General features: G+C 68.1%; 19 protein-coding genes. 3 read left to right on the top strand and 16 right to left on the bottom strand.

Annotation, left to right across the window (positions count from 1 at the left end; translation table 11 throughout):
- Positions 1 to 39: 39 nt before the first annotated feature.
- Entirely contained in the window at positions 40 to 834 is a 795-nt protein-coding gene (locus OHB26_RS12295) for an LLM class F420-dependent oxidoreductase (protein ID WP_330184301.1), read from the bottom strand.
- A 211-nt stretch (positions 835 to 1,045) separates the two neighbouring features.
- Between OHB26_RS12295 and OHB26_RS12290 the strand changes: the two genes are divergently transcribed.
- On the top strand, positions 1,046 to 2,116 hold the full coding sequence (locus OHB26_RS12290; RefSeq protein WP_330184300.1) for an ABC transporter ATP-binding protein: 1,071 nt from the start codon (positions 1,046 to 1,048) through the stop codon (positions 2,114 to 2,116).
- An 88-nt stretch (positions 2,117 to 2,204) separates the two neighbouring features.
- On the opposite strand, the gene OHB26_RS12285 is transcribed toward OHB26_RS12290, so the two are convergent.
- A complete protein-coding gene (locus OHB26_RS12285; protein ID WP_330184299.1) occupies positions 2,205 to 2,693 on the bottom strand; it encodes a winged helix-turn-helix transcriptional regulator in 489 nt (162 codons plus the stop codon).
- A 96-nt stretch (positions 2,694 to 2,789) separates the two neighbouring features.
- Between OHB26_RS12285 and OHB26_RS12280 the strand changes: the two genes are divergently transcribed.
- On the top strand, positions 2,790 to 3,962 hold the full coding sequence (locus tag OHB26_RS12280; RefSeq protein WP_330184298.1) for a thiolase family protein: 1,173 nt from the start codon (positions 2,790 to 2,792) through the stop codon (positions 3,960 to 3,962).
- Positions 3,963 to 3,992: 30 nt separating this feature from the next.
- Here OHB26_RS12280 and OHB26_RS12275 read toward each other — a convergent pair whose 3' ends face one another.
- The 4 genes from OHB26_RS12275 to OHB26_RS12260 are packed head-to-tail and all read right to left on the bottom strand — an operon-like array spanning position 3,993 to position 8,027.
- On the bottom strand, positions 3,993 to 5,066 hold the full coding sequence (locus OHB26_RS12275; RefSeq protein WP_330184297.1) for a polyprenyl synthetase family protein: 1,074 nt from the start codon (positions 5,064 to 5,066) through the stop codon (positions 3,993 to 3,995).
- Positions 5,063 to 6,034: a terpene synthase family protein gene (locus OHB26_RS12270; protein ID WP_330184296.1), complete on the bottom strand. Its 972-nt coding sequence runs from the start codon at positions 6,032 to 6,034 to the stop codon at positions 5,063 to 5,065. The genes OHB26_RS12275 and OHB26_RS12270 overlap by 4 nt, the downstream gene beginning before the upstream one ends.
- The gene (locus tag OHB26_RS12265; protein ID WP_330184295.1) at positions 6,031 to 7,407 is read right to left on the bottom strand and encodes a cytochrome P450; all 1,377 of its coding nucleotides are present in this window, start codon (positions 7,405 to 7,407) and stop codon (positions 6,031 to 6,033) included. The genes OHB26_RS12270 and OHB26_RS12265 overlap by 4 nt, the downstream gene beginning before the upstream one ends.
- Before the next feature lie 41 nt (positions 7,408 to 7,448).
- Entirely contained in the window at positions 7,449 to 8,027 is a 579-nt protein-coding gene (locus OHB26_RS12260) for a TetR/AcrR family transcriptional regulator (protein ID WP_330184294.1), read from the bottom strand.
- 411 nt (positions 8,028 to 8,438) lie between these two features.
- On the opposite strand from OHB26_RS12260, the gene OHB26_RS12255 reads away from it, so the two are divergent.
- Positions 8,439 to 9,242 (top strand): AfsR/SARP family transcriptional regulator, encoded by an 804-nt coding sequence (locus tag OHB26_RS12255; protein WP_330184293.1) that lies wholly within the window; start codon positions 8,439 to 8,441, stop codon positions 9,240 to 9,242.
- 1 nt (position 9,243) lies between these two features.
- Here OHB26_RS12255 and OHB26_RS12250 read toward each other — a convergent pair whose 3' ends face one another.
- From OHB26_RS12250 to OHB26_RS12205, 10 genes are all read right to left on the bottom strand, one after another.
- Positions 9,244 to 10,404: an FAD-dependent monooxygenase gene (locus OHB26_RS12250; RefSeq protein WP_330184292.1), complete on the bottom strand. Its 1,161-nt coding sequence runs from the start codon at positions 10,402 to 10,404 to the stop codon at positions 9,244 to 9,246.
- Between the two features lie 10 nt (positions 10,405 to 10,414).
- Positions 10,415 to 12,064 carry a long-chain-fatty-acid--CoA ligase gene (locus OHB26_RS12245; protein WP_330184291.1) on the bottom strand — a complete coding sequence of 550 codons (1,650 nt, stop codon included), beginning with the start codon at positions 12,062 to 12,064 and terminating at the stop codon, positions 10,415 to 10,417.
- Between the two features lie 10 nt (positions 12,065 to 12,074).
- Positions 12,075 to 13,286, bottom strand: a complete 1,212-nt coding sequence (locus OHB26_RS12240; RefSeq protein ID WP_330184290.1) for an acyl-CoA dehydrogenase family protein — start codon at positions 13,284 to 13,286, stop codon at positions 12,075 to 12,077.
- A complete protein-coding gene (locus OHB26_RS12235; RefSeq protein WP_330184289.1) occupies positions 13,283 to 13,528 on the bottom strand; it encodes a phosphopantetheine-binding protein in 246 nt (81 codons plus the stop codon). Before OHB26_RS12235 ends, OHB26_RS12240 begins: the two co-directional genes overlap by 4 nt.
- The gene (locus OHB26_RS12230) at positions 13,525 to 20,613 is read right to left on the bottom strand and encodes an amino acid adenylation domain-containing protein (RefSeq protein ID WP_330184288.1); all 7,089 of its coding nucleotides are present in this window, start codon (positions 20,611 to 20,613) and stop codon (positions 13,525 to 13,527) included. Before OHB26_RS12230 ends, OHB26_RS12235 begins: the two co-directional genes overlap by 4 nt.
- Positions 20,606 to 21,856, bottom strand: coding sequence for a phthiocerol/phthiodiolone dimycocerosyl transferase family protein (locus OHB26_RS12225; protein WP_330184287.1), 1,251 nt, complete (start codon positions 21,854 to 21,856; stop codon positions 20,606 to 20,608). The genes OHB26_RS12230 and OHB26_RS12225 overlap by 8 nt, the downstream gene beginning before the upstream one ends.
- A 113-nt stretch (positions 21,857 to 21,969) precedes the next feature.
- Positions 21,970 to 23,397 (bottom strand): cytochrome P450, encoded by a 1,428-nt coding sequence (locus tag OHB26_RS12220; RefSeq protein WP_330184286.1) that lies wholly within the window; start codon positions 23,395 to 23,397, stop codon positions 21,970 to 21,972.
- A gap of 2 nt (positions 23,398 to 23,399) precedes the next feature.
- Positions 23,400 to 24,296 (bottom strand): SDR family NAD(P)-dependent oxidoreductase, encoded by an 897-nt coding sequence (locus OHB26_RS12215; RefSeq protein WP_330184285.1) that lies wholly within the window; start codon positions 24,294 to 24,296, stop codon positions 23,400 to 23,402.
- 135 nt (positions 24,297 to 24,431) lie between these two features.
- Positions 24,432 to 24,767: a hypothetical protein gene (locus OHB26_RS12210; RefSeq protein ID WP_330184284.1), complete on the bottom strand. Its 336-nt coding sequence runs from the start codon at positions 24,765 to 24,767 to the stop codon at positions 24,432 to 24,434.
- Positions 24,768 to 24,965: 198 nt separating this feature from the next.
- Entirely contained in the window at positions 24,966 to 25,619 is a 654-nt protein-coding gene (locus OHB26_RS12205; RefSeq protein ID WP_330184283.1) for a hypothetical protein, read from the bottom strand.
- Between the last annotated feature and the right edge of the window lie 621 nt (positions 25,620 to 26,240).

The following is a 26,240-nucleotide window of genomic DNA, read 5'->3' as shown; positions in this document are numbered from 1 at the left end:
CACGTTTGGTGAGGGCGCGCGGGGTGGCGGGGTTCGAAATCAGGCGATGGCGGGGACGGGCTCCGGATTGAAGGAGTTCCGCCAGGCGATCGCCGTCTTCACATCCTCGAGGTTGTAGTCCGGACCGCCGACGCCGACGGTGAACAGCGTCGCCCCGGCCGCCACGAAATCGGCGGCCTTGTCCGCGCCCGGCCAATCCACCGACTTCTCGATGGCCGCCGGATCGGTGCCGACGGCCGCGCAGTGCTCGGCCAGGATCCCCGACTTACGCTGCAACACTTCGAGATCGGCGAAACTGTGCCAGATATCGGCGTATTGCGCGGCCAGTCGCAGCGTCTTCTTCTCCCCGCCACCGCCGATGAGAATCGGAATATCGCGCACCGGCTGCGGATTCAGTTTGGCCAGGCGGTCGGTGATACGCGCCAGATAGTCCTTGAGCAGGTCCAAACGGCTTCCGGCGGTACCGAATTGGTAGCCGTACTGGTCATAGTCCTTCTGGAACCAGCCCGCGCCGATCCCCAGAATCAGTCGCCCACCGCTGATGTGGTCGACCGTGCGCGCCATATCGGCCAGCAGATCCGGATTGCGGTAGCCGCCGCCGGTGACCAGCGCGCCCAGCTCCACCCGCTCGGTCTGCTCGGCGACCGCGGCCAGCATGGTCCAGCATTCGAAATGCGCGCCCTCGGGATCGCCGTACAGCGGATAGAAGTGATCCCAGTTGAAGACGATATCCACCCCGGCATCCTCGGAGCGCCGCACCGCATCCCGGATCAGCCCGTAATCGGGCGCGTGCTGCGGCTGCAATTGAACTCCGATGCGAACCGGTCGACTCATAGGGCACTCCTCGTCCGAAGGAAAATTCCGATTACCCGCGCAGGGCAGGCGAAGTCCACACATGAGGCTATGCCTCGCTCTTCGACAACCCGGGCACCCTGCGGGGCATTCCCGCGCTTGGTATCGTCCCCGGGACTCGGGCCGATGCCCGGGAACAACCCCCTCTACTCGGATCGTCCGGCACGTTCCTGCCGGTGAAGGGATGTGCACCGTGGCAACGGTGACTTTCGACAAGGCCACCCGGCTGTACCCGGGCTCGGCCAAACCCGCTGTGGATGAATTGAATCTGGAGATCGCCGACGGCGAATTCCTGGTGCTCGTCGGTCCGTCCGGCTGCGGCAAATCCACCTCATTGCGCATGCTCGCGGGCCTCGAGGAGGTGAGCGAAGGGCGCATTCTCATCGGCGACCGGGATGTCACCCACGCCGAGCCCAAGGAACGCGATATCGCCATGGTGTTCCAGAACTACGCGCTCTACCCGCATATGAGCGTCGCCGAGAATATGGGCTTCGCCCTCAAGATGGCCAAGGTCGCCAAGGAGGAGCGGCAGCAGCGTGTGCTCGAGGCCGCCAAACTGCTCGACCTGGAGCCGTACCTGGACCGCAAGCCCAAGGCGCTCTCCGGTGGTCAGCGCCAGCGTGTGGCCATGGGTCGCGCCATCGTGCGCCAGCCGCACGTCTTCCTCATGGACGAGCCGCTGTCGAACCTGGACGCCAAGCTGCGCGTGCAGACCCGCACCCAGATCGCGCAATTGCAGCGACGGCTCGGCACCACCACCGTGTATGTCACGCACGATCAGGTCGAGGCCATGACCATGGGCGACCGGGTCGCGGTGCTCAAGGACGGACTGCTGCAGCAGTGCGCCGCACCGCGCGATCTGTACCGCAATCCGGCGAATCTGTTCGTGGCCGGATTCATGGGCTCGCCCGCCATGAACCTGTTCACCCTGCCGGTGCAGAACGGCGGGGTATCCCTCGGCGGTCACCGCATCGAACTGCCGCGCACGGTGGCCGACGCCGCGGGGCCGAATATCGTTGTGGGCGTGCGGCCCGAGCATCTGGAGCCGACCGGCGACGGCCAGGCCATCGATATGGAGGTCGATGTGGTCGAGGAGCTCGGCTCCGACGCCTACATCTACGGTCGCACCCTCGGCGATGGGGAAACCATTGTGGCACGGGCGGATTGGCGTAACCCGCCGGTCAAGGGCGCGCGCCTGAGCCTGGTCACCACCGCCGACCACATCTACTTCTTCGGGCCCGAGGATGGACGGCGACTGAACTGACATCGTGGATCCCGGCCGAAAGCACGCCGGGATGACGGGGTCGGCAATCGCCGGATTGACGGCGATCGAGCACCGGCGTCGTCCCGCATTACGCGGGGCGGCGCCATTTCTTGTTGACGCGGACGCGCAGATTCTCCACTGGCACTTCATTTCCCGAGGCGGAGCGAATCTCCACCCGCACCGGTTCACCGGTGGTGTCCTCGACGCGCTCCAGTGGTGGTGTGCCGTCCTGTAGGTACTCGTCACCCCATTGCCACAGCGCGAGTACCGCGGGCAACAGGTCCGATCCCATTGGGGTGAGCGCGTATTCGTGCCGGGTGCGCTTGCCCTCTTCTCGATATGGGCGCTTCTCCAACAGCCCGGCCTCGGTGAGTTTGCGCAGTGCGCTGGAGGCCGCGGCATCGGTGATGCCGACGCGGGTGGCGAAACCGTCGAACCGGGTGGTGCCGTAGAAGCACTCGCGCAGGATGAGCATCGCCGAGCGGGTGCCGACGATATCCAGGGCCTTGGCTATTGAGCAGCCCTGCGGCTTCCACGCGCTCAGGTCCGCGAGCTTTCCTTCCAATACGACGGGCATGGCGTACATCATACACATGCTGACTTGCCTCAACTATGGCCAGACCCTACCCTGACGTTAGGGCAATGAAGCCAGCTACTCCGAAAAGGAAAAGCCATGAGAGACGCGGTCATCGTCGAAGCGGTACGCACCCCGGTCGGCAAGGGCAAGGCCGACGGCGCACTGCACGGCACCCACCCCGCCGACCTGTTCGCACACAGCCTGCGCGAGATAGTCCGGCGCACCGGCATCGATCCCGAGCTCATCGACGACGTCATCGGCGGCGTCGTCACCGCGGTCGGCGAACAGGGCAGCAACCTCACCCGGCGCGCCGCACTCGCCGCCGGATACCCCGAATCCGTCCCCGCCACCACCGTCGACCGCCAGTGCGGCAGCAGCCAGCAGGCCATCCACTTCGCCGCACAGGGCGTCATCGCCGGGGCATACGACATCGTCGTGGCCGGTGGTGTGGAATCCATGAGCCGCGTACCCATGGGCGCGAATATGCTCGGCGCGGAGGACATCAGCGGTATCGGATTCGCCGAACGGTATCCGGAAGGGCTGGTGCCGCAGGGCATCAGCGCGGAGCTGATCGCCGCGAAATGGGGCCTGTCCCGTACCCAACTGGACGAGTTCGCGCTCTCCAGCCACGAAAAGGCCGCCCGCGCAACCAAAGACGGCGCCTTCGAAGCCCAGCTCGCACCCCTGGCCGGACTCACCACCGATGAGGGCATTCGCCTCGGCAGCACCCTGGAAACCCTCGGCGGCCTGCGCCCCGCCTACTACAGCGAGGAGATGGCGGCCCGCTTCCCGCAGATCGGCTGGAATATCACCGCCGCCAATGCCAGCCAGATCAATGACGGCAGCTCCGCGGTGCTCATCATGACCAGCGAGCGCGCCGCCCAACTCGGCCTCACCCCGCTGGCCCGCCTGCACAGCTTCGCCGTCGCCGGCGACGACCCGCTGCTCATGCTCACCGCAGTCATCCCCGCGACCCGGAAGGTATTGCGGCGCAGCGGACTCCAACTCTCCGATATCGACCTCTTCGAGGTGAACGAAGCCTTCTCCTCGGTGGTGCTGGCCTGGGCCCACGACACCGGAGCCGACCTGTCCAAGGTGAACGTCAACGGCGGCGCCATCGCCATCGGCCACCCCCTCGGCGCGTCGGGCTCCCGCCTGACCACCACACTCGTGCACGCCATGCACGACCGCGGCGCCCGCTACGGCCTGCAAACCATGTGCGAGGCAGGAGGATTGGCCAACGCCATGATTCTGGAGGCGCTGCACTGAATTCACCCGGGCGGCACGGGCGGGCCGGACTCAGCCGCCGACCGGGTGCCCGCGCTCCAGCCGCGGCAGCCGGTCCCACCGCACCGCCAGATCGGCCATCGTCTCGAGCCCGCCACGGGCCCGCGAATCAATGGATACCGCGTCCAGTTCCGCGAGCGCGGCGGCTCGATAGCGATCGGCCTCGGCCAGCGCCCAGTCCACCGCACCCGAGCGCACGATCGAATCCACCAGTTCGGCGGCCTCGTCCGGTGACGGGGCCGCCGCCCGCGTGTAGACCGATGACAGCACTGCCGCGAGCTCCGGGTCGCTGTGCAGTACGCGCACCACCGGGGCGGACTTCTTGCGTCGAACGATGTCACCGCCGACCGGTTTACCGAGCCGGTCGGCGTCGCCGACGAGGCCGGCGACATCATCGACCAGTTGGAAGGCCAGCCCGAGATGGCGGCCGAAGGTGCGCAGCGCGCGGACCCGGGCCGGGTCCGCGGTCACCGCCCCGCCGCCGAGCGAGCAGGCCAGACCGAACAGCGCCGCAGTCTTCCCGGTCGCCATGGTCCGCCACTGCTCGGGTCCGATATCCATCCGACCCTCGTACGCCAGGTCGGCGGACTGGCCATTGACCACATCCACAAGGGCAGTGGTCAATTCGGTCGTGATCGACCTTCGGGCGGAGGTATCCCGACCCTCACCCGCTGCCGCGAAAGCCAGTGTCAGCAATGCGTCACCGGCGAGAATCGCCTGTGCTCTGCCGAATACCGCCCAGGCGCTGGGGCGTCCGCGCCGCTGGGTGTCCTCGTCCATGATGTCGTCGTGCAGCAGTGAGAAGTTGTGAATCAGTTCGGTCGCCACCGCCGCCGGCAGCGCGTCGGTCTCCACCCCGCCGACCGCGAGCGCGCTCGCGATGGCCAGCGCGCCGCGTACCCCCTTGCCGGGATTCGCCGCGGCCGGTCGGCCGGTCGCGTCACACCAGCCGAAGTGATAGCCCGCGACGACCCGCAGGGGTTCGGCCAGCTGATCCACCAGGCTTCGGAGCCGAGGGCAGGTGAGTTGCCACGCCTGCTCCAGCACCGCACGCGCGGTATCGATTTCGGGGTCGATCGCGTTCACCGGCCACGCTCCAGGGGACCGGCGATATCGCTGTATCTCGCGGTCCGGCTGGACCAGTCGAAATTGCCCCGCATCCAGCTCCGCATACCGTCCAGACAGGCGAGCACCGGTTCCGGCGCGGATCGGTCGCGTAGTGCGCGCTCGAGCTCGAGGAATCGCCGTACCCGCGTGTCGATCTCCGCGCAGACGCGGGCGAGCGCCTCGGCTTCATCGAGCCGCTCATGGTGACCGATGATGTAGGCCAGGTTGTGCACCTCGCCGAAGGATTGCTCCTTGGCCAGCGAATAGACGTCGTTGGTCCAGCACACCACATCGCAGGCGGCGTCCAGCGCGCCGGAGAAGTCCGCACCTCGATACTGCTCCGCCGTGACCTCGAATCCGCCGAGCGCCTCGACCAGATCCATACAGACATAGATCGCACCGGTATGGCGGCGACGTTCGACGTAGGTGTCCCGGTCCGGGACGATGCCCCGCACCCGGTTACCGGCCTCCCAGATCGCCGCCGTGCGCAGGCATTCGGTCAGATGGTCGGTGAATCGCGCACGCCAGAGCGCCGAACCCCGTGGAGCGGTGCGCCGCCACAGATCGGCGAGTGCGGCGAGTAGTGGCGTATCACCGCGGTCACCGTCGTACGCCTCGGCCCGCAAGACCGCGCACACCTGTTCGGCGAGCTCTCCGGCCTCGGCCAGATCCCGGCCGACGGTCCCGTCGTCGAGTTCGTCATCCACCAGGAACAGCCAGGCGAACCAGTCGACGGCCAGCTCCAGAGCGATCCGGTCGATGTCCGGATGTACCAGCGCCACAAAGTATCCGAAGTCCGCGGCGTCGAATATCGCTCGCCAGGCGGTGGAACGTGTCAGCCGGGAACCGTCGACCCAGGACAGCACATGATCACGTGCGGATTCGAGCTCGGCGTTCACCTGGAACGAAAACGGCCGGTAGATCTCCGCCAGCGTCCGCTCGATCATCGGACCAGTCCTTCGCGTCGTTGCGGGCACAGGTGCACCCCGCCCGCGGGGTGCAGGGTGATGAGTGCCTCCGGTTGGATCGACGCGGCGTCGTTCGGCAGTCGCAATCGATATCTCGCCGCCACCGTGGCCAGCACCAGCACCAGTTCGGTCAGCGCGAAATGCTTTCCGACACATACCCGGTGCCCGCTACCGAAGGGGATATAGGCGTGCTTGGGCCGACGGGCGATGTTCTCGGCGCTGAAGCGCTCGGGATCGAATCGTTCGGGATCCTCCCAGAACTCCGGATGCCGGTGCAGGAGGTAACTGTTGATCAATATGTTGGAGCCCTTGCGAATTCGATATCCGCCGATCTCGTCGTCCGCGAGTGCACGGCGCATGAACTGATACGCGGGTGAGTAGATCCGCAACGTCTCGTCGATCACCATGCGCAGGTAGGGCAATCGCGGAATATCGGCGAATTCCGGTATCCGGTCGCCGATCACCCGATCGACCTCCTCGTGCACGCGGCGCTCCACCTCGGGATGCCGGGCCAGCAGATAGAAGGCCCACGACAGGGTGTTCGTGGTGGTCTCGTAGGCGCCGATGCAGATATTGAGCACCTCGTGGTGCAACTGCTCGATATCCATTCCGCGCCCGTCGATCTCGTCGACCGCGTGCATCAGCATGGTGAGCAGATCGGCCGCCTCGCCGGTCGCGGGCGGACGCGCCGCGCGCTCGGTGATGAATCCCGAGACGAACGCGTCCATATCGGCGATCGCCCGGCGCAGGCGCCGATGCTTGCGGGTCGGCACGGACAAAGGCGGGAAGGGGAAGCGGAAGTACTCTCCGAGAATCGCGTTGGCCGCGCCGAACGCGCGCTCGAACGCCAGGGCGGTGGTATCGACGTCGGCGCTGAAGAGCGATCGGTTGACGATCCGCAGGGCGAGCTGGCCGATCTGATCGGTGATATCGAGGACGGGCGCGTCGGACGCGTCCCAGCGGTCGAGCATCCGTTCGGTCTCGGCGGTCATATTCCGCGCCAGCCCGCTGATCGCACGGGGGGTGAGATGCGGTGCGATCATGCGCCGCTGCCGTTGCCACAGTTCATGATCGGCGTTGGCGATCAGGCCCTTGCGCAGCACCGGGCGAACGATCTTGAACAACACCGCGTTCTTGTCGTAGCCGTCGCTGTTGTCCAGCAGGATGTGCCGAATGTGGTCCGGATGATTGACCAACACCATCGGTAGCCCGAGCAGACTGAACTCGAAGACATCACCGCGCCGCGCAAGACCCTCGGAGAGAAAACCCAATTGGTCTCGGCGGAGCGCGAGCGCGTTGTCCAGGCCGTCGGGACGGCCCAGTCGCGGTATCGGGCGGGCGGGACTGGACATGGCGCGAAGCTAGCGCCCGCCGGTTAGAACCCGGTTAGCAGTCAGTTCGGACCCGCACCGTCGCAGTGGCTTTCGAGATACAGCTGCAGCACCAGCCGGCCCTGGCCGACCACCCACTCATTGCGCGGGGCGTCCCGGTACGCGTGTTCGATGGTGCCTTCGGCGATCGCGATCGCCACCCCGAACACCCGCGGATCGGTGTGCGCGGGCATCACTCCCGAATTCAGCAGCAGCCGGCCGAAGGCTTGTGCGCAACGCCGTTGATGAATGCGGACCAATTCGCGATCGGCGACGGCGAAGTACAGCGCGACCAGACCCAGATGCCGCAGGAAATGGGTGCGATGCGTGGCCGCGAATACCGCGATGGCATCGGCGATGCTGGTCGCTCGCAGTGTTTCGACATCCACCGCGACCTGGCGGTCTATTCGTTCCATGTCACGTTCGAGCAGCTGCTCGAACACCGCTTCGCGATTGGCGAAGAACTGATACAGCGTGGCGACCGGCACGGCGGCGCGCTCCGCGATGGCGCGGGTCGTCACCGCGTCCATCCCCAGCTCGCACACCAGTTCCCGTGCCGCGTCCAGGATGCGCTCGACGCGCTCTCGGCTGCGCGACTGCACGGGGGCGCGCCGAAGACGCCCTAGCTCAGCCACGGCCGGGCGCCGGAACATGAGCGGAACATGACTTTTCATCCAATCGAGCAGGTAGCAGCGTGACACGAACATTAGTCGGTCAGCCCTCGAAATGGCCACTTGCGCAGGGATGTTGGGCGTGCGAACATAACCGCCATCGGAAAGTGAAGCGCACATATGTTGCACCGCAACGAAATACAAAATGCCACCTGAATCAAATCCGCGAAATTTACCTTATGGCAAGGTATTACGTATGTGAGCCCACAAATCAATTGAGCGGATTTGCGCAGGCTTCACAATTGGTTTCCGAAGTGCACGGCAGCGTCGCCGACTGTATGCAGAACAACCGTAGCGGTCAGCTGGCTCGGCGATCACGCATGATGCGAGGAGTTTCAATCAATGGCATCCATGGAACAAGTGCATGTCAAGCTGCTCGGCGAATTCGCCTTCTCGACCCCCGGCGGCGAGTGGATCCGATGGCGCGCGAACAAGGCGCGCTCACTCTTCGGAGTCCTGCTGGTGAACAAGAACATCGTGGTCGGTAAGGACCGCCTGCGCGAATTGTTGTGGCCGGACGTCGATCGACCCAGCACCTCGCTGAAGGTGGCGGTGCACGCACTGCGCAAGGTACTCGATACCCACCTGGGCCCGGATCGGGACTACCTGCGGGTCGAGTACCGGGACTTCGGCTACACGATCGAGGTCGGCGGCGATGTGATCGTCGACTGCCACGAGTTCGAGCGCCACCTGACGGCGGCGCGCGAAGCCGCCGCGCACGATCGACCGGATGCGGCGCTACGGAGCTACCGGCAGGCCGTCGCGCTCTACGCCGGTGAGTTCCTCAGCGGAGAACCGGACGGCTGGGTAACCGAGCAGCGGCACTGGCTGCGCCTGTCGGTCCTGAACGCCTTGGACGCCCTGGCCGAATACGCGCTCGAGGCAGGCGAACTCATCGATGCGGCCGATGCCTGCCGACGCATCCTGGCCATCGACACCGCCAATGAGTCCGCCTTCCGCCGACTCATGATGATCCATGCCCATCGGGGCGAACTGCAGCAGGTCGAACAGTGGTACGAACTGTGCGCACAACGCCTGCGGGAGCAGTTCGAACTCGATCCGGACCACCGCACCCGGTCGCTGCGGCACCGGGTGCTGAGCCGGCAGTTCACCCCGGGACCGCATCCGGTACAGCGGGCCGGATAGGTCATGCCGGCAGGGCGAACCGCATCGGTTCGACCGTTCGGCCCCGGATGAACCGATCGGGCGCGTGCCGAAAAGCCAACTCGCGCAGCCGGACCGCGAGCGGATGCGCGAGTTGTTCCACCCGGCTCAGGTCGCGGGACCCGGTGACCAGCGCCCGCGTGCGCGCGCGGCGCGCATGCTCGTAGTCGCGCAGCGCGGTGGCGATGTCCGCGCCTGTGTTCAGATGATGCGCGAGGACGCAGGCATCCTCGATCGCCGAACTGCCGCCCTGACTGAGGCTGGTGAGCATGGGATGCGCCGCATCGCCGATCAGCGTCACCGGCCCGCTGCCCCACGACTCGAGGAACGGCCGGTCCTGTGCGGGCACCGTGATGATGGCCGCGGCGGGCGTGCGGTCGATGATCGCGCCGATCTCGGGCGCCCAGCCCGCGAAGCAGGCCCGGATCTCATCCTTACCGCCCGACCAATCGGCCGCGCGGCCCGGCACATTGCTGGTGCCCCACCAGTAGACCTGGCCGCCACCGAGATCCGCGAAGCCGAAGCGCCGCCCGGCACCCCAGTAGTGGGTCGCGGTGCCGGACGCGAGTCGCTCGTGTTCGAAGGCGGCGGTTGCCAACCAGCAGACGTAGCCGTGATCGGTGACCGGTTCCGGCCCTGTCAGTTGGGCGCGCACCGCCGACCGAATGCCGTCCGCTCCGATGAGCGCATCGCCCTCGGTGCTGTACCCGTCGGCACAGGTGACCCGGACTCCGCCGGCGACGAGATCGAAGCCCTTCAGCTCGGCGCCGAATCGGATCGGCACGTCGGGGGCGGCGGCGCGCAGACCCGCCAGCAGGTCGCGGCGGTGCATATTCACCACGGGGTGCCCGAGTTCGGCCGCGATATCGCGATAGTCCACCGTGCGGATCTCCACACCGGCGGCGGTACGCAGCACGAACCGCTCCATCGGCCGGCCCATCGCGGCCGCGACCGGATCGACCCCGAACGACCGCAGCGCCGCGGTGGCGTTGCACGCCACCCCGATTCCGGAGCCCGAGGCGCGCAACTCCGGCGCGGACTCGAGGAGTTCGACCTGAATCCCCTTGCGGCGCAACGCGGCCGCGGTGCTCAGACCCGCGATACCGGCGCCGGCGACAATGACGCGGAGTGCTCTGCTGGACATATCGCGGACGCTATCGCGCCGCAGTTAGGATCGGGTTAGCGTCCAGCAGGCGGCGGGCCGCGTCCCGGCGCAGCTTGCCCGAGGAGGTCTTGGGCAGGGTCCCGGGCCGCACAATCCCGATATGCCGCGGCGCGATACCCAATCGGCGCTGCACCGCGGTGGCGATATCGTCGCGCAGCCGCTCGACCGCCGCGGCATCGACCGATTCGGCTGTCACCCAGGCGGATTCGGCGAGCACGGCGAATCCTTCCTGCCCGGTCGCGGTGCCGGTGCGGATCGCGACGACGTTGCCCGCGCGCACACCCGGAACCGTTTCGCAGATCCACTCGATATCGGTGGGAAGGATATTGCGCCCGGCGATGATGATGATGTCCTTCGCGCGGCCGCAGATGACCAGTTCGCCATCCTCGGTGCGGTAGCCCAGATCCCCGGTGGCCAACCAGCCCTCGTTGTCGCGGGCCGGGATTCGGCCCTCCGGCGTGAGGTAATACGCGGTGACCGAGGCCCCGCGAATGAGAATCTCGCCGACCCCGCGCGCGGGCAGGTCGCGCCGCTCGGCGTCCACCACCCGCAATTCCATTGCGGCGGGCGGATATCCGAGCCGCACCATATGTCGGCCGGCGCCCGCGGACGCGGCGAAGGCACGGTGCTCGACCGCCTCCTGGTCGACCTGATCGATCAGCATCCCGGCCCCGGACGAAGCCGACACCAGCAGCGTGGCCTCCGCCATCCCGTACGCCGGGGCCATCGCCGCCGCGGACATACCGAAGCGCGCGGCCTGAATCGTGAACTCGCGCACCACCTCCGGATCGATGGGTTCGGCGCCGCTGATCACGGCCCGCAGACTCGACAGGTCATAGGCGCCGTCGGCGGCGGTACGCAACCGGCGCGCCAGGATTGCGTAGGAGAAGTTCGGACCGCAGGTGATGGTGCCCCGGTAGGCACTGATCAACTCCGGTAACAGCAGCGGTTTGCGCAGGAAGTCCATCGGCGTGACGAAGAGCGCGGGCAGACCCAGTCGCATGCTCGTCACCAGGCAGATCATTCCCATGTCGTGATAGAGCGGCAGCCACATCACCACCGAGTCCCGATCGGGGCGGGCATCGAAGATCTCGCGCAGCGCGGCCGTGCCCGCGTACAGATTGCGATGGGTGATGGCCACCGCTTTGGGCGTTCCGGTGGATCCGGCGGTGAGTTGCAACAGCGCCACCTCGTCCTCGACCGGATCCAGCGGTTCGATCGCCGCCGCGGCCAGCAGTGTCGCGTAGGTCGCGATCCGCACCCCTGTGACACCCGCCGCCAGGTCCTCCGGGAAGGGCTCACCGAGAATGAGCAGCTGCGCCTCGATCATCTCCAGCACCGTGCCGGTGGCCGTCGCCCATTCGGCGAGGTCGGTGCGCGGCAGAGGCGGGTGCAGCATGGTCACCGACGCTCCGCGCATCCAACAGGCCTGCGCGATTCGCGCGATATCGCCGGGCCCGCCGGCCAGCACGGCCACCGCCGTACCGGGGCCCACGCCCGCTCGCGCCAGCCCGCCCGCGATGCGCCTGGCATCGTCGTGCACCTCGCGCCAGCTGGAATGCCGGAGTCGTTCCGGGTCTCCGTGTACCAAACCGGTTGTGCCGGAAGGATGGAAGAGGTCTTCGGTGAATCTGCTCATATCTCGTCGCTCACTCGTGCACCAGGCGGTCATAGCTGTCGTAATCGGGCACCAGACCCGCCGCCACCAGCTCCCACAGCACCTCATCGGTGCCGCCGCCGACGCGCGCCAATTTCATATCGCACCACCACTGCCCCAGCGGTGACTGCTCGGTGAGGTAGCCGGTGCCGCCGAAGATGTGCATACATTCGGACAGCACCTCGGACCCCAACCGGGCGGCGGTGACCTTCATGGCCGCCGCCGTGCGCGCGTCCAGGCGCGCGCCACTCAGCGCCAGACCGCGTAATGCCCACCGCAGCACGCCGACTCGTGCGTCCAGATCGGCGATGCGCAAGCGCAGCGCCTGATGCGCGAAGAGCGGGGTGCCGAACTGTTCGCGGCGCTTCATCCGGGCCACCGTCAGTCCGAGCGCACTGTCGCAGGCACCCAGTACCTGGCCCGCGATCGACAGCCGTTCATGGCTGATTCCCCAGGTGAGAGCTGCCATGCCGGTGCCGGGCCGGGCAATCAGATGTTCGGCGGGCAACCAGGTGTCGACGGTGATCGGCGCGGTGACGAAACCGTGCGCACCGACCTTCGCGTAGACCGGGCCGAGCTCGAGCCGGTCGATCGGAACGGCGAACAGGGCCAGATCGCTCAACCCGGAGCCGCCGACCGTGGCGCCGGGCACTCGGACCACCAGGATCGCGACATCGGCGACCGGCGAGAGCGACAGAAACTTCTTATGCCCCACCAGGCGATAGCCGCCGCGCTCGGCGACGGCGGTGGAGACCGCGCCCTGCAGATCGGAACCGCCACCGTTCTCGGTGGCGCCGATGCACAGCAGGGTGCGGCCCGCGATCGCGTCCTGTGCGACTCGGCGCAGATACTCCGAGCGGCCGAAGCGGCGCAGAATCGCGATCGAGGAGTCGTGCAGGCTCATTCCGGCCGCGACACCGGCCGAGCCGAGCCGTCCGAGCCGCTCCGCGAAGGCGAGCAGGTAGTACAGATCCGTATGCGACTGCGGCGAGTCCTGCTGTGCCGTATCCCATTTCATGCCCAGCACGCCACGGTCACCGAGAATCTCCACCACCTCGCGGGGAAACACCCGGGCCGATTCGGCCTCATCGGCGAGCAGCTGCATCTTCTCGTCGAAGGCCGCGTCCAAGGCGGCGGCGAAATCGAGCTGCCGCGGCGTGGCGGCCAGCGCCGACAGCGGCTCGGCCGGCCCCGGGCCGGTCATGCGGGTATCCGAGCGGCCTCGACGAGCGCGACGACATCACCGAAGGTCCGGCAGTCGAGCAGTCGTTCGGTCGAGACGACCACCCCCAGCCGCTCTTCGATCGCCACGATTCCCATGGTGAAGGCGATCGAGTCGAATCCGAGTTCGCCGATCAGACCGGCGTCGTCGCGTATCCGTTCCGGTGCGATCGCCATCTCCTCGTTCAGCATCCGTACCAGCTCCGCGCGAATGTCCAGGCTCATATGTGTTGTCCTTTCACCGGCACTCGATCGAGTGCCCGGTCGAGCAGGGCGGCCACCGCACCGACGTTCGGCGGCCGCATCATCGACAGGTGGTCGCCGGGTATCTCGACCACCTCGAATGTGTCCCGGGTCAGCGGTCGCCAGCCATTGCCCGGATCGTGAAAACTGCTGCCGGTCTGTCGATGTACCGCCGCCAGCTCCGCGGGCATCTCTCCGCGCGCCCGCAGCAGCAGCAGATCCCGGTCCAGCGGGACCGGCCGATAACCCACCATGGCATCGAAATTGGCGCAGAACACCGCGTACAGACGCCGAATCAACTGGGCCGCACCATCTTCGGCGATGATGCCGGCGGCGATGGTCTGCGCCAGCAGGGTGTCGAAGAGTTCGGCGTCGGTGGCCGCGGTCGGGTCGAGACCGGTGACCTCCCCATCGGCATGCCAGAGCAGTTCACCGAAGAACCAGGCGATCCGGTCCCGCTCGGCCACCGGAGCGGCGCGGTTGTCGTCCAGAATCATGGTGTCCAGCAACGCCACCCGGACCTCGCAGGCCGCGGGCAACTGCCGGGCCATCTCGAAGGCCACATAACCGCCGAACGACCAGCCCGCCAGCAGATACGGCCCCTCCGGCTGGATCCGGCGGACCGCGGCCAGATACGAGGCGGCCAGCGCTTCGACACCCGCCAGCGGCTCGGTTCCCGGATCGACGCCCGCCGCGCGTAATCCGTACACCGGCCGTCCCGTCGGCAATCGGCGAACCAGGTCCAGGTAGCACAGCACCGACCCACCGATCGGATGCACCAGGAACAGTGGTGCGCCGGAGCCTTCGATGCGCAGCGGCACCACCGGATCGAAGACCGCGGGCGTATCCCCGGCCCGGACGATCGCGGCCAGCGCCGCGGCGGTGGGCGCGGCGATGAAGGTCTCCAGCGGGACGGTCAGCCCCCAGCGCCGGGTAATGGTCAGCATGACCCGCATGGCCCCGATCGAGGTCCCGCCGGCGTCGAAAAAGTCGGTGTCGGCAGCGAATTCGGCCGACCCGGCGCATTCGGCCAGCACCGCGGCGAGCGCCCGCTCCTCGGCATCGGCCGGTGCGCGACCGGACGTGACCGGTGTGCCGGTGCGCACCGCATCCCCGGCCAGTGCGCGCAGGGCGGCGTCGTCACGTTTGCCGCTGGGGGTCCGGGGCAGCGTATCGAGACGGTACAGCCGGGTGGGTACGAGATGCGCGGGGAGTATCGACCGCACTTGGCCCAGCACCTGTCCCGATGCCGAGCCGTCGAGATCGCCGGTCACAAACGCCGCCAGCACGGAGTCGGCTCCGCCCCGGGGTAGCGCCACCACGGCGACCTCACGCAGCCCGGCGCCCGCCGGCACCGACCGCAGCGCATGCTCCACCTCGGCGCACTCGACGCGGAAGCCGCGCACCTTCACCTGGGTGTCGCCGCGGCCCAGCCAGCGCAATCGGCCGTCGGGCAGGGCGACGCCGAGATCGCCGGTGCGATAGCGCAGCGCGCCACCCGCGTCCGCGACGAAGCGCTGTGCGGTCAGCCCCGGACGGCGCTCATAGCCCTGCGCCAGACAGGCGCCCGCCACATAGATCTCACCGACCATGCCGGGCCGGACCGGGCGCAGTCGATCGTCGAGCAACTGCACCCGGGTCCCCGCGATAGGGGCTCCGATCGCGGGCAGTCGCGGAAACTCCTGTGCCGCAACGATCAACGGCTCCGCCAGGGCGACGTGGGTCTCGGTCGGACCGTACTGGTTCTCCAGCACCATGCCCGGATCGGCCGCGCACAGCGCGCGGATCTCGCCGGTGACACGCAACTGCTCGCCGGAGGAGATCACCGTCGTCAATCCGGTCGCGGACGCACCGCTCGCCACGAACGCCTCGGCCAGCGCCTGCAGTGCCACGAAGGGCAGGAACAGCCGCCGCACCCCGGATTCCCGAATGACCGACAGCAGTGCGACCGGGTCCCGGCGCTGCTGTTCGGACAACAGCCGCAGTGTTCCACCGCCGATCAGCGTCGCGAAGATCTCCTGGAACGCGACATCGAAACCGAGCGGCGCGAACTGCGCGGTGACCTGGCCTACCGCCCCGCTCGTCCGCCGGTTCTGCCAGTCGACGAGATTCGCGAGACCACGATGCGGCATCGCCACACCCTTGGGCTCGCCGGTCGAACCGGAGGTGAAGAGCACATACGCGATATCGCCGGGCCGGATCGCGGGCAGCGGGAGCGGTGGCCCGCTCGGCACGACCGCCAAAAGTTCCGCCGGATCGCGTATTTCGAAGGCCGCGGCGAAGTCCGCGCGCTCGGCGAGCACCAGTCGGGGCTGTGCGACCGCGAGCATGGCGACCCGCCTGGCCTGCGGATAGGCCGGGTCCAGCGGCACCACCGCCGCACCGGCGCGCAGTACGCCGAGCACGACGGCGATCAGTTCGGCACTGCGCTCCAGCTGCACGGCGACCCGATCACCGGGCCGCACGCCCGCCTCGATCAGACTGTGCGCCAATCGATCGGCGGTCCGGGTGAGCATGCGGTAGGTCCAGGACGACACGCCGTCAGGGGCGATGACAGCAGGACGCGCCGGATGCGCGCACGCGGTCGACTCCACCGCCGAGGCGACGTCGGCCGCGATCGGCGCGGGCAGATCCGCCGGTGCGTCCGGCGCGTGCACCATCGCCGTCAGAATCGCGACGAAACGGCGCGCGTAGTGCTCACGCTGCGCACGGGTCAGCGCATCGCGGGCACTGCCGATATGCAGGCCCAGACTGCCGTCCCGCGGGTCCACGATCGCCGACACCAGCAGCGCGAAATTCGTCTCCTCATGCGCGGCGAAGTCACGCAACTCGATCGTTGCCGCCTCGAACTGCCCGGTAATCCGCTGGTAGTCGACGTAATTGAAGACGGTGTCGAAGATCGGCCCGCCGTGGTCGGCCACCATCGACCGCATCGGATAGCGCCGGTGCCGATGCTGTCGCCGCTCCTGCCCGGCGACCTCGCCGACCAGGTCGAACCAGGAACCCTCGGTGCGGCGCAGCCGCAGCGGGACCGTATTGAGGAACAGACCCGCACAGCGGTCACCACCATCCACGCCGGGCCGGGCATGGGTGACGATGCCGGTCGTCACGTCGTCCACACCCGCGAGCTCACGCAGGGTGAGGCAGTGCGCTGTCAACAGCACCGACTTCACCGGCACCCGGCGCCGCCGGGCCAGGGCGGTGGCGCATTCGTACAGCCGGTCCGGCACAGCGGCGACGGTGGTCGCGGCATCGATCGGTTCCGGTGCCTGGAACGCCCGCCCCGACTCGATGATGGCAGGCGGCGCATCGGCCAGCAGCTCCATCCAGAAGCGCTTGGCCGCCGGATCCTGCCGAGCCTGGTTCTCCGCCCGAATATGTTCCGCGAGTATCGAACTCGGATAGCGCTCCGGTCGATGACGGTCCAGGTAGTCGGCGATGAGTTCGCCGATCAAACCGGCGACGCTCCAGCCGTCCAGGATCGCGTGGTGGAAGCTGAAGACCAGCTCCACCTCGTCGGAGCATACGTACGCCCGCAGCCGATGCAGCGGAGCGGAACCGAAATCGTAACGGGCGCACCGCATCCGATCCACGTAGTCGCCGATGCCGGTATCACCCTCCGCCACTTCGAGTTCGACCGGCACCTCCCGATGCACCAGCTGTAGCGGGATGGACCGGCCGGTGAGATCGAAGCAGGACCGCAGCGCGGGATGTCGGCGCACCAACCGGGCATAGGCGGCCCGAAACTCCCGCTCCCGCCACGGCATGGCCACGCGATAGCGGAATACGTCGTGATACTGCGCGGAATCCGCCCGCTCCAGGCTGTGGAAGAGCATGCCCAGCGCCAGCGTGCCCGCGGGGAAGGCGTCCTCCGCATCGGTCAGCGAGGCGCGATCGAGCAGCGGCACCAGCGCGAAGGGCGCGGGCGCGCGGAGCTCCCCCGGCGCGCCGATCGTGGTGGCCAACTCGGCGATGGTCGGCTTGGCGAAGAACGCGTCGATATCGAGGTGCAGACCCCGGCGCTCCGCGGCCGTGCGCACACCGAGCGCCAGGATGGAGTCGCCACCCACGATGAAGAAGTCGTCATGCCTGCCCGGAGACTCGCCACCCAGCACCTCCTGCCAGGCCGCGGCGAGCGCCAACTCGATCGCACCGCGCGGCGGAGCGCTACCGGCGCCGGCGGTCAGCGTCCGCTCCCGGCGTAGCCGGCGCAGTGCTCGGCGATCGGCTTTACCACTGGGGGTCAGCGGAATCTCGGCCAGCGGCACGAACTCCGAGGGCACCATGTACGCGGGCAACCGGCTCGCGAGGAAATCGGCGACCACACCCGGTACCGCAGTCCCGGTGTAGCAGGCGATCAGCGTGCTCGAACCATTGCGCGCCTCGTCCACCACGACACCGGTCTCCACACCCGGGCATTCGATCAGGTGATCGGTGACCTCACCGAGCGTCACCCGGTTGCCGCGCACCTTGACCTGATCGTCCAGCCGGCCCAGGTACTCCACCGTTCCGTCCGCCAGCCAACGCGCCAGATCTCCTGTGCGATAACGTCTTCCACCCGGCGATGAGTCGTCGGTGACGAAAGCCGCCGCGGTCAGCTCCGGCCGGCTGTGATACCCGCGACCGACGCCGACCCCGGCGATATTCAACTCTCCCGGTACGCCGACCGGGCAACGCCCGCCATCGGCCGACAACACCGAGAGCGCGATATTGTCGATCGGCCTGCCGATCGGAACGCGTCGCAACGTCCGGGCCGTCGCCACCGTGATGTCGAACCACGACACATCGACCGTGGCCTCGGTCGGACCGTACAGGTTGACCAGCAGCACATCCGGACGTCCGGCCGCCGCGCACAACTCGCCGAATCGCCGCACCAGCGCCGGGGCCAGCGCCTCTCCGCTGCAGAACAGCAGGCGCAGGGTCGCGGGCACCGATCCGCTGGATTCCAGCTCCGCCAGGAACGGTCCCAGCATGGAGGGTACGAAGTGCAGGACCGTGACCGCGTGCCGTTCGATGGCGGTCACGATCGCGCGCGGATCGCGTTCGGCCCCATCGGGCAGCAGCGCCACACTCGCACCGGTCTGCGACCACCACAGCAGCTCCCACACCGAGACGTCGAAGCTCGCCGGGGTCTTGTGCAGGATGACATCGTCGGCAGTCAGCGGATAGCGCCGCTGCATCCAGGCCAGCCGGTTCACCACCGAGCGATGCTCGATCATCACACCCTTGGGAGTTCCGGACGAGCCCGAGGTGTAGATGAGATACGCCAAATCCTCAGGCGCGGAGGTCGATTCATGCGGTCCGAATTCCCCCCGCACCGCGCAGTCGATCAGCTCGACGCCGGGGAACACCGTCCCGTCGGGATCACCCACCGCGAATCGCGCACCGCAATCGGACAGCATCGTCGCGATGCGGGCCCGCGGCAGCCGCGGATCGATCGGCACGTAGGCGCAGCCTGCGGCGAGAATGCCGTGCACCGCGACGAGCAGTTCGGGTGAGCGGGGCAGCAGCACCGGCACGAACTCCTGGGCCCGCACCCCGCCCGCCCGCAGTCGTGCGGCGACCGCCGCCACCCGAGCCGCGAACTCCGCGTAACTCCAATCCACACCACGGCCTTCGGCATCGGTCCAGGCCAGGGCGCGCGCCCCGGGCGTCGACACCACCTGCCGGGCGGTGAGCCGGTCCAGGGTGATCCGCCGGTCGAACTCGACCGGATACGGCCGCTCGAAGGAGTCCAACAGCGCACGCTCGCGGGCGGACAGGACGTCCACCGCGCGCAGCGGGGCCTCCGGTTCGGTGAGCGAGGCATCGATCAGACGCAGTACGTGCGCCGCGGCGGCCTCGATCCGGAAGTCCTGATCGAAAACGTCCTCGGCGTAGAACAGATCGACCTCGACATGCCCCAGCGCCGCGTAGTCGCGAATGGCGACATTGACCGCGTCGAGCGAATAGCCGGTGGAGAGCAGGGTTTCCGCGAGCACCCGCGAATCCGATGCACCGTCGGATTGAATCCTGTTGTAGGACAAGGTTACATCGAACAGCGTCGGCATGGCACCCGCCTGCGCGCGCAGCGCCGTCAACAGTGCTCCGAACGGATACCGTTGCCGGCGTTGCAATTCCCGTACCTCCGCGGCGACCTGATCGGCCACCCGTAGCAACGGGAGGGTGTCATCGACCGGCACATGCAACGGCAGGATGTTGCCCAGATCGCCGATCATCCGCAACTCCTCGCGCGATGCGCGATTGAGCAATGCGACGCCGAGCACCATGTCACCGCCGCGGTGCACCCGGTGCAGATACGCGGCGATGGCGGCGCTAACGACGGTGAAAACCGTGCGCCCGGTGGCGCGAACCCGATCCATCGCCGCCCGCTCGATGCGCAGCGTGTGCCGATGACGACGGCGATCGCGCAGACTGCCGGACCGGGGGAACAACGCCGGTTCCAACCCGGACATCCGATTCCACAGGGCCGTGCGGTCCTCCACCCACCGGGTCGACCCGCGATACTCCGACCAACGGTCGACGAAGGTCAGATAACTCGGCGCCTCGGCGGCGCCGCCGATCCCGTCGAAGTAGTCCGCGCACACCTGCGCGAGCAGCAGATTCGCCGCCCACCCGTCGGCGGCCGCATGGTGGTACTGGTAGAACAGGCCCCACTCCGGGCCGTCGAGCACCGCGGCGAAACGCACCAGCGGCCCGTCCACAGGCAGCACCGTGGCGGTGGCACGCGTCGTCCACTCCGTGAATTCCCCTGATCCATCGGCACATTCGACGACCTCGAGTCCGGCCACCGCATCCGCCACCCACTGCACGAACTCGTCACCGCGCTGCGCGAACCGCAGCCGCAGCGCATCGTGCCGCCACTGCACGCGCTCGACGCACTCCCGCAATCGCGAGATATCCGGTGCACCGGCGAAGCGCAGGCATATCGCGCCCTGCACGACCGCCAGCGCCGGATACCTGGCACCGATTGCCACGACATCCTGTTGATAGCCGGTCAGCTCCCGGTATTCGCCGCCGGGAGGTGTCCCGGCGTATTCGTTCAGCCCCCGGCGGATCTCAGACATGTACTTCTTCCTGATCGTGGGCATGGACTCGGGCCAGCAGTGTGGCGATGGCGGTGTCTGCGATGCGGTCGGCGCGCTCGGCGGACATCAGCCCCTCGGCGTAGGTCGAATTCCACCGCAGCACACCGTGACCGGTGGTGATCGCACTCACCAGATGACCGATACAGGAGATGCCGGCCGCGAATTGCGCGCCCGAAACCTGCCAGGCGCCGATCCGGCCCGGGAAATCGGTCCGGCCGATATTGGTGACGCAGACATTCCACGGTCCTCTGGACTGGATCAGTCCGACGACCCGGGCGCTCGCGGCGACCGATGGCGGGCAGAGCAACCGCAGTCCGGCTATGGCCGTCAAGTGTTGTCTAAATCGCTTGCGGCGGTGGAGATTACGATTCACCGTGCGCGCGGCCCGCCAGAAGTCCACACCGGGCCCGACTCGCGGGTGTGCGGGAATGGTGGCAACGAAACTCCCGAGCTCGGTCTCATCGACCCCCAGCTCGGCGCGGAAATCGACCGGCGACCCGACCGGCACCCGCACCCTCCGCCCAGGTGTGACCTCCCCGGCCACAGCGGTGGCCAGGGCCGCGTTGATCGCACCGTGCACGGTGACGCCGCGACGGCGGCATACGGCCACCAGCGCGGTCAGATCCGCACCCGAGATCTCCCGCGTGATCAATCTGGTGCGTCGATTCACCGGCGCGACTTCGATTTCCGGCGTCATTCGGATCGGCCGCGCCGCGCCCGCGATCACCTGATCGGCGAGCATGCCGGCGACGATTCGTGCCGTCCCCCCGATACCCGTCGGGAGCCGGTCATCGACCGCGGGCATCGCCGGACGGGTGACCGGTACCCGTGCCCCGGCAGCGGCCAGCTCGACGAGTCGCCGCAACAGGGCGAGAATGCCGGTGCCGTCAGCGATCACATGTGCCATGGTCAGGATCAGCTCATGTGATTCCCGCTCCGTGCCAACGGCTTTGGCCACATCCACCAGGCGGGCCAGCGTCCCGGAGACAGGTATGGGGGTGCGCAGTTCTACGGTATCCACTTCCCGGGTCACCGCGTCCGTATCCGACGGATCGGCGTGCACGGTCCGAATCGTCAACTCCGGCAGCGCCAATGGTGCGAACCGTGGATCGGTGCCGTCCGCCGTCGCGGTGATTCCCACCCGCAGCAACGGGTGTTCGGCGACTACCGCCGCCGCGGCGCCGGCCAGTTGTTCCGGTGTCAGCCGACCCGTAACAGTCACCCAGGCAACCACATTCAGCGGTGATATCTGATCGAGAATCCAATACCAGCGTTCGGAGTGACTCAGTGCGCGACCGGAGCCGGTGAACGGTCGCGTACCAGCACCGGGCGTGGTCATAGGCGTCGCAATCGCACCGGCAGGCCGTCCATCGGCCCGAGTTCGGCGTAAGACCAGGACATCTCGTACTCGGCGGGCAACTCCCACTCGAAGTTCCGCAGCATGGCGTCCAGCGAGGCCACCACCTTCAGCATTCCGAAATCCATCCCGATGCACTTGTGATGCCCACCGCCGAACGGGAGCCACGCCCCGCGATGTGCGCGGTCCTCCCGGCGCTGGGGAGCGAACCGGTCGGGATCGAACCGCTCCGGGTTCGGCCAGTACTCCGGCATCATGTGGTTGACCAGCGGCGCCACCGCGACAAGGGTGCCCGCCGGAATGAAGTGACCGAGCAATTCGGTGTCCTTGACCGTCATACGCAGTTGCTCCGGCGCGGGCACCACCAGACGAATGCTCTCGCGAATAACCCTGTCCAGCAGGATCGAACGCCGCAGTTCGGCGATGCTCAGCTCGGCCGAACCGCGCCCGCGCGCCTCCGCACGACAGCGGTCCTGCCATTCGGGATGCTTGCCCAGAAAATAGACCGCGGCGGTCAGGGCCGACCCGGTCGTATCGTGCGAGGCGAACACCGTGTGCAGCAAATGCATGGCCAGTTCGTCATCGGTGAATCCGGTACCGCTGTCATCGGTGGCGCGGCTCAGCACCGCGAGGAAGTCATCCCCCGCGCGAGCCCGCGCGGCGGGCACCGCCTTCCGGAAGCGATCGAGTAGGTACCGGCGAGCCCGCAGCCCGGACCACCAGGTCGTACCCGGAATCGGCAGACGCAGTACGGCGGTCTGGGCATTGACGAACCGCTGGATCGCGGCCATCGTCGCCCGCCCGCCCGCGCCGGCGGGCTGAGCCAGGAACGCCTCCGAGGAGACCGCCGCGGAGAGCGCCCGCGTGGCATCGCGCATCAGCAGTGGCCGATCCGTGGGCCAGGCCGCGATTTCGGCGGCGATCGCCCGCGTCATCGGCCGCAGATAGCCCGCGACCGCCTCGGCGCCGAACGCCGGTTGACTCATCCGGCGGTGCCTGCGGTGCTCCTCACCATTCATCCGGGTCAGCCCGCCGATGAACAGCGGATCGAGCATGTCCCAGCCGGTCTCGAATGCCTTGTCCCGGTTGGTCAGTACCGCTTGCGCGGCATCACCGCCGCCGGCCGTCACCAACTTGACGCCCAGGCCGCCGAACCACGACACCGGACCGAACCGCCGGAACATGGCAAGTTGCAGGGCGGGACCGTACCGCACGAACGCGGGCAGCAGGCCGATGAGCGGTACACCGCGGGCACCCGGCACGGGCAGCAGCGCGCTCCCCGCCGGCGGAGTCGCCAACGGGGCCGGGCGCAAGGGCAGCCGATCGAGCAGCCGATCGACCGGACGGTGCCGGGGAATCTCGCTGAGCCGCCGATGGGAGAAGCCGGCAGCGGATCGAACCGGCACGGTCATTCCCGTCCGGCGGCGAGTTTGCCCGGCGTCAGCCCGAGATCATTCATCACCGCTCGATCGAGCAGCCACTCCGGCAGCAATCGCACCACCGGACCCATCAATTTGGAGTCCGGGCCGACGCGATAGCGCGGTTTGGGTTTGGCCGCGGTCAGCGCGTCCGCCACCGCGCGCGCCACATCCGCCGGCCGAGTCCGGCTCGCCACCGCTCGGGAATTGTTCTGCGCCAGGAATTTTCGAAAAGGAGCCCGATACATCTCGGCGGTGCCGACCGCATCAGCGTGCATGGCGATCTTGTCCCAAATCGGAGTGGCCACCGCGCCCGGCTCCACCTGGGAGACCGTCACCCCGGTCGAAGCCAGCTCCCGCCGCAGTGCATCCGACATGCCACGCTTGCCGAACTGCGAGGCGGCGTACATCCCCAGGAACGGTGGCGCCACCCAGGCGACACCGGAGCCGATCATGATGACGCGGCCCCGGATCCGCGCCCTCCGGGCCGGATCCTCCGCTCGCAATAGGGGCAGGAAGGCCTGCGTCACCGCCGCGACACCGATGAGGTTGACCTCCAGTTCAGCACGGAAGTCGTCGATGTCCACGCACTCCATCGGTGCGGCAACGCAGGTACCCGCATTGTTGACCAGGCCGGTCAATCCGCCCGGCCCGGTCCGCTCACCGATCTCCTTGCAGGCCAGCGTGATCGAGTCCGCGGAGGTGACATCCAACAGCACCGGCCGCAGCCGATCGCCGGGCGCCGCGGCCCGCAATCGCGCCGCGGCGGCCTCGGTTCGAACTCCCGCGTAGACCTCGAACCCGCTCGCGGCCAGGTGCAGCGCCGTCGCCTCGCCCAGACCGGAGGATGAGCCGGTGACCAGCACCGCGCCCCTGTGGTCGGTCATACATCGCCTTCTTCCTCGTCACCGCGAGCGCAACCACCGCGTGGGCGAGGACCATAACCAGCCCCGGTTAAAGGTCGAGTACAACGACGGGCACATCGAAACAGCCATCGGCACAGTTTGTTTCGACGCGCCAGCTCACAGTGAGACGGCGACGACAGCGGTGAGCAGACCCAGCACCCAGGACTCGACAAGCAAGGGAAACGCCACCAGGGCGGTGGGCCAGGCCCGTTGCCCCAGCCGAACGGCCCGCAGCACCCACAGCGGAATCACCATGAGCGTCACGGTGATTCCGAACCAGCCCACGAAATAGGCGAACGGCAGATACCGGGTCTGCCCCGTATCCCGTGACAGCACCGCGTAATCCGGCACGAACCCCGCCAGCACCCAGGCGAATACCACCGCCGCGAGGTAAATCACCCCCGCGACAGCAAGATCCACCGAACGTATCGACGGCCGCCACGAATCCGCCATCCCTCCAGCATGCTCTATAGGCCGCCGCCGAACAGCCATGCGCTCCCACCCGGGCAGCCGAGTCCATGGAGCCGATCCGCTCAGCCCAACGTCGAGGAGAAGGGCCCAAATTCCTTGTGGCCCAACGCCACTCGATGGTCTGCGCGGTGGCCGCAGGTTGCCCGAGGGCCGGGGACGGCCGCGAGATCGCCGATCAGCTCACGGGTTGCCCACCAGCACGTATCCGAGTGCGCCACAGATCGCGATGATGGGCAGCGCGGCGGCCGTCCACCACCAGACGCGGCGACCGGTCATGGCGGCCACAGCCGCCAGCACCAGGGCCGCGACCAGGGCGAGGGACATGCCACCGCCGCCGATCAGCAAGCCCCACAGGGCGGAAGCGCTCGGCCGAACCACCGTGCACTGCACCGAGAAATCCTTCTTGGCCGTGCACCGGTTGTGGATGAGCCCGAACGCCTTCCCGAACAGGTCGTAGGACCACAGCGCCATGATCGCGATATCCACCGCGAACAACGCCGCGGCCAGTAATACATCTTTGCGGCCGACCCGGGGACGTGCCGTCGCCGGTTTCTCCTTGGCGGCAGCCGGTTTCGGACCGGAGTCCGCGTCCGCGTCACCCTTCGAGAGCGAGCGCCGAACCGTCTCCTCGTCCGTGTACGGTTGCCCGGGCTCTCCGAACTCGAGACCTCCCGGCCCCTGCGGATGCCCCACACCACCGGGCCCCTGCGGATGTCCGGGGCCGCCGGGGGTCGGTGGTGGACCCGGAACGGGTTGCGACGCGGGGCCTTCCGGACCCCAGGGCGCGAACTGTCCCGGCCCCTGCGGCGCACCCGGGCCTCCGGGTGGCTGCACACGGCCCGGACCGCGCTGCGATGTGGGTTCGCCCGGACGCGCCGGAGCCGGTGGACGCCCCGAACCACCGGTATTCCGCTGCGCCCCGGGTTCGCCCGGCCCTCTCACCGGCCCCGGTCCACCCGGACCGCCCTGCCCACCGGGTTCGACCGGACCACCGGGTCCGCCGGGTCGCCCGCCCGGATTCCGCTGTGGCACGGGACCACCGGGACCGCGTGGCGGAATAGGACCGCCCGGTCCTTGCTGGGGTCCTGGACCGCCCTGACCCGGTGGATATCCGTGGCCGCCCGGTCCCCGGGACTGCCCGTGGTCACCCGGATTCGGTGGCTGCCCGCCCTGCTGCCGCGCCTGCGCCGGATCACCGGGTGGGCGGCCGGGGCCGGAATGCGGTGGCGCACCGTCCGGACCGGGCCGACGCGGTTCATTGGGTGGGTACATATCTCTTGGGCTCCCCCGGTCGATCTTCTACTTCCGGCATTGTCGCCGTGTCGCGACCCTGCCGCCACTCCGTTAACGACGCGACACCCGAGACCGGCTGCGCCACACCGCGCGAAGCACGCACCGCTCCGTCGCGGGTATTACTCAGTGTGCGCGTGTATCCGCTGCCGGGGTTCGCATTGG

Origin of the sequence: Nocardia sp. NBC_01503, assembly GCF_036327755.1 — a bacterium.
In the GTDB taxonomy this organism is placed as follows: Bacteria; Actinomycetota; Actinomycetes; order Mycobacteriales; family Mycobacteriaceae; genus Nocardia.
This window is presented reverse-complemented; position numbering and strand designations above follow the sequence as displayed.